The 4,751-nt window shown below is 42.5% G+C and carries 3 protein-coding genes; 1 reads left to right on the top strand and 2 read right to left on the bottom strand.

The window, feature by feature from the left end:
• Window positions 1-1,008, top strand: a 1,008-nt coding sequence (trpB, locus tag ACWB1W_RS05955; protein ID WP_479370466.1) for a tryptophan synthase subunit beta, incomplete at its 5' end; no start/stop codon positions are given.
• Here trpB and bamA read toward each other — a convergent pair.
• Together bamA and ACWB1W_RS05945 are read right to left on the bottom strand one after the other, a co-directional pair.
• Window positions 991-3,327 (bottom strand): outer membrane protein assembly factor BamA, encoded by a 2,337-nt coding sequence (gene bamA / locus ACWB1W_RS05950; RefSeq protein ID WP_479370465.1) that lies wholly within the window; start codon window positions 3,325-3,327, stop codon window positions 991-993. The genes trpB and bamA overlap by 18 nt on opposite strands.
• 36 nt (window positions 3,328-3,363) lie before the next feature.
• A partial coding sequence (locus ACWB1W_RS05945) for an AAA family ATPase (RefSeq protein WP_479370464.1) occupies window positions 3,364-4,751 on the bottom strand: 1,388 nt, incomplete at its 5' end.

Below are 4,751 nucleotides of genomic sequence, written 5' to 3'. Positions count from 1 at the left end.
CTTGCAGAAAAGCTTACAAAATACGTAGGTGGTGCGAAAATATACCTAAAGAGGGAGGACCTACTTCACACCGGTGCTCACAAAATAAATAACACGATAGGCCAGTGTCTTCTCACAAAACGTATGGGTAAGAAAAGGGTTATAGCTGAAACGGGAGCGGGTCAGCACGGGGTTGCAACCGCTACCGCTTGTGCACTCTTGGGTCTTGAGTGTGTTGTTTACATGGGGGAAGAAGACGCGGAAAGACAAGCTCTTAACGTTTTCAGGATGAAGTTGTTGGGTGCGGAAGTAAGGATAGTAAAAAGCGGTAGCAGGACTTTGAAAGACGCTATAAACGAAGCGTTAAGGGACTGGGTTACAAACGTTGAAAACACTCATTACGTAATAGGTTCGGTTGTAGGACCCCATCCATTTCCCATGATTGTAAGAGACTTTCAAAGTGTTATAGGAAAAGAGACAAAGGAACAGATAATCAAAAAGGAAGGAAGACTTCCCGATGCAATAGTCGCCTGTGTAGGCGGCGGTTCAAACGCTATGGGAATTTTTTATCCCTTCGTTGAAGATAAAGAGGTTAGACTTATAGGTGTTGAGGCAGGGGGCTACGGCCTTGAAACGGGGAAGCATGCGGCTTCAATATGCGGAGGAAGTATCGGAGTTCTGCACGGTATGAAGAGCTACTTCCTCCAAGACGAAGAGGGTCAAATTCTTCCTACACATTCCATATCCGCAGGGCTTGATTACCCGGGTGTAGGACCGGAACACGCCCTCCTCTACGAGATAAGAAGGGCAGAGTATACAAGTGTTACCGACGAAGAAGCCCTTGAAGGCTTTAAACTTCTTGCGAAAACCGAGGGTATAATTCCGGCCCTTGAGAGTGCACACGCCGTTATAAAAGCTGTCGAGATTGCAAAAGAACTAGGTAAAGACGGAATAGTCGTTATAAATCTGTCGGGAAGAGGAGACAAGGATATGGAACACGTTATGAGACACTTAGAAAAATGTTCCTAAGACGAAGTGAATACGTGAGTTGTTTGTATCTCCCGGAACTTTCTTTGTCTTGAACGCCCAATCAACACGGATGGGTGCAAAGGGTGTTATAAGTCTTATACCTATTCCGTATCCACCTCTGAAGTTTGATAGTTTAAATTCCTCCCACCTATCTGCACCGAGTCCATAGTCAAAAAAGGTTGCAAAGTAGAGAATTTTCTTAAAGACGGGATAAGTGAGCTCAACACTTGCTAAAATTTTCTTCTTCGCACCGATAGGGTCTAACGTATTGGGGTCAATGGGTCCTGCATAACCGTATTCGTATCCTCTTACCGAAAAATCACCTCCCACAAAGAACCTTTCGTCTATTGGAACCTTCTTGCCACCGTATGACTCAACAAAGCCTATTTCTCCCCTCAAGCTTAAAATTAAGCCCGTATCAAAGTAAGTATCGCTCAAAAACTTTGCACCCTCCAGTTCGAGCTTATAAAACTTTTCGTCCCCTCCTAACAACCCCACACCTAAGGTGTTCCTAAAGGTTATTAAAGAGCCCTTACTCGGAAGAAGGTAAAAGTCTCTCGTATCCCTCCTGATACTGAAGAATATCTTCCTTGAATCCCTCTCCCCTGCCTGTTCCTTTATGTAGAGAACAGCATCTTCCGATATATCGCTGTATTTAATCTTTTGAATGGATGTTCCTATCGTAGCCCTCCAGTATTCCCGGAACTCCCTTGATAAAGCAACGGAAAACCCGGTTCTCTGAACCGTGTAAGTCGTGTATTCAATCCTCCTGTCAAAAACAGAAAGGTCAAGGTCCATAGGCTTTTTAAGGAACCACTTTCTCGTGTAGGAAATAGAGTTGTTCCTGTAAAGAGAACCATAGCTTACACTAATCCCTGCAATATCTCCCGTTCCCCTGAAGTTTCCCTTTCTCAATTGAATAAAACCTGTCAATCCCGTTACTTCGTTATAAGAAAGTCCAACCGAAAACTGTCCCGTAAACCTTTCCCTAATCTTCACGAGAAGGTCCCACTTAGCTCCTCCTGTAGGGAAAGGCTCTATCTGAACATCTTCGTAATAACCGAGGTTCAGAATTCTTGAACGGGAACGTTCTATTCCCTTTTTTATGGCAAGCTCGTTCTCCTGAACCCGCATTTCCCTTCTAATTACGTAATCCCTTGTTTCGTAATTACCCTTTATCCTTATTCTGTTCACGTAAACCGGGTTTCCTTCATGAACCTTCAGAACTACAACAACACTCTTTTTTTCCGGATTCACCTTTACCTTTTCCTCAACCCTAACGTTTAGGAAACCTATTTCTCCGTATTTATCCCTTATGTTTTTCTTTATCTTCTCTATAACCTCCCTTCTGAAGAATCCTCCTTTCCTTTTATTCTTCTCTAAAATGTTTCCGACTAACTCGGAATATGCGTAAAGCTTGTTTCCTTTTATTATTAACTTTTCAAGCTTATACCTCGGTCCCTCCTTAATCTTTATTACTATATACCTTTTAGCTCCGTCCTTTTTTACGGAATAAGAAACCTCGGCCTCAAGAAATCCCTCACTTTTGTAAAATTCTTTTATTTTTTCAACATCCTCCTTTAATATCTCTTCACTGTAAGCGGGGTGAAGTCTGAATAAAAATATATTCGGTTCCTTTAGGGACATTAGCCCCTTTATCTTCCTGGCACTGAAGCCTTTATTTCCTTTTATTTTTATATCTTTAACGTATACCTTTTCACCTTCATTTATTACGAATACGAGCTTAGAAGCACCCTTTTTAGGTATTAGTTTATACTCAACTTTAGTCCCCACAAAGCCTTCCTTTTTGTAATAATCCAGTATTTTTCTCCTTAGGCTTTCTATCTCCCTGTAGGTAAGTATTCTCCCGAGTTTTAAGGTCTTTAGAATTCCTACCCTTTCCTCAATGGCCGGACTTGAAGTGTATCCCGTTATCGTCTCCTCAACGTCCACTTCCCCCAGTTCTGTTTCTATTCCCAGAACATCCTTTAGTTCATCGTTGCTTATCTCGTCGTTTCCCTTAAACTCTATCTTGTAGATTACAGGAAGGTCCTCAACGAGAAAAATTACCTCGGGTTTCCCATTTTTATTTGTATCATCTAAAGAAGCCTCTACCTTTTTAAAAAGCCCTGTCCTAAAAAGCCTCCTTATATCCTCCCTTATTCTCTCTAATGAGAACTTTGTTCCTTCCTTTGTTTTTAAAATTCCCTTTATAACGTCATCGGGTATAAACCTGTTTCCTTTAATTATTACTTTTTCAACCTCAACACCGTAAACGAAGAGGGATAAGAGCAAAAATGTATAAACCAGATGTTTCACAAAGAAAGTATTATAAAGGAAGGGAAAGAAAGGGAATTACTTTTCTAAGAGTGCTTCCAGTTTTTCTTTCTTCTTTACGGGCTTGAGATAGGGCTTGTTGTTCCTTACCCTTATCTCAACCTCTTCAACATCCTTGAAAGTTCCCTTGATGAGTTCCTCAGCAAGAAGGTCCTCAACGTGCCTTTGGAGAGCTCTCTTGAGGCTTCTCGCACCGTATTCGGGTTTGTATTCTTGCTCAATAATCCAGTTAACAAAGGACTTGTGAAGCTTAACCTTAATGTTCCAATCCTTGAGTTTTTCGTTAATCTCCTTAAGCTGCAGCTCAAGAATTTGTTCAATATCCTTCTTCTCAAGGGGTCTGAATACGATTATCTCGTCTAACCTGTTTAGGAATTCAGGACTGAAGGTTCTCTTTACCTGGTCAAGGACGTTCTTCTTCATTTCCTCAAAGTCAAGGAGTCCCTGCTTCTTTTCAAATCCCATAGTTCCGCCGGTTATGAGTCTCGCCCCGAGGTTTGAGGTCATTATGATAATGGTATTAGAGAAGTCAACGGTTCTCCCGAGCCCGTCTGTAAGTCTTCCGTCGTCAAATATCTGGAGGAATACGTTAAACACATCAGGGTGAGCCTTCTCTATTTCGTCAAAGAGAAGAACACTGTAGGGTCTTCTTCTTACAGCTTCGGTTAGCTGCCCTCCTTCCTCGTATCCCACGTATCCCGGAGGTGCACCTATGAGTCTGGAGACGGTATGCTTTTCCATGTATTCGGACATATCAAACCTGATTAAAGCGTCTTCAGTTCCGAACAGGTATTCCGCAAGAGCTTTTGCGGTTTCAGTTTTTCCTACACCCGTTGGTCCGAGGAACATAAACACACCTATAGGTCTGTGTTTGCCCTTCAGTCCTACCCTTGACCTTCTTATAGCCTTGGCCACCGCCTTTATTGCTTCATCTTGTCCGATTACCCTCTTCTTAAGTTCTTCTTCTATGTGAAGAAGCTTTTCAGCATCGCTTTCGTGAACCCTCTTTACGGGAATACCGGTCCACCTTGCGACGACTTCCGCAACATCCTCCTCGGTTACCTTAGGTCTGTTCTTCTCCATCTCTTCTTTCCACTTTGCCTTCATAGTTTCAAACTTAGCCCTGAGTCTTAGCTCCTCATCCCTTATCTTGGCAGCCTTTTCGTAATCCTGTTCCTTTACGGCCTTTTCCTTTTCTTTTTCGTATTCCTTAATCTTTTCCTCAAGTTCCTTAAGTTCGGGCGGCAGCTGTGAAGCCTTTAGCTTTACCAGTGCTCCCGCTTCGTCCATCACGTCTATCGCCTTGTCGGGTAGGTTTCTGTCGGTTATGTACTTTACAGACAACTCAACAGCCTTCTCTATTGACTCAGGGGTATACTCAACCTTATGGAACTCTTCAAACTTGG

The sequence above is a fragment of the Aquifex sp. genome (assembly GCF_056494385.1).
This window is presented reverse-complemented; position numbering and strand designations above follow the sequence as displayed.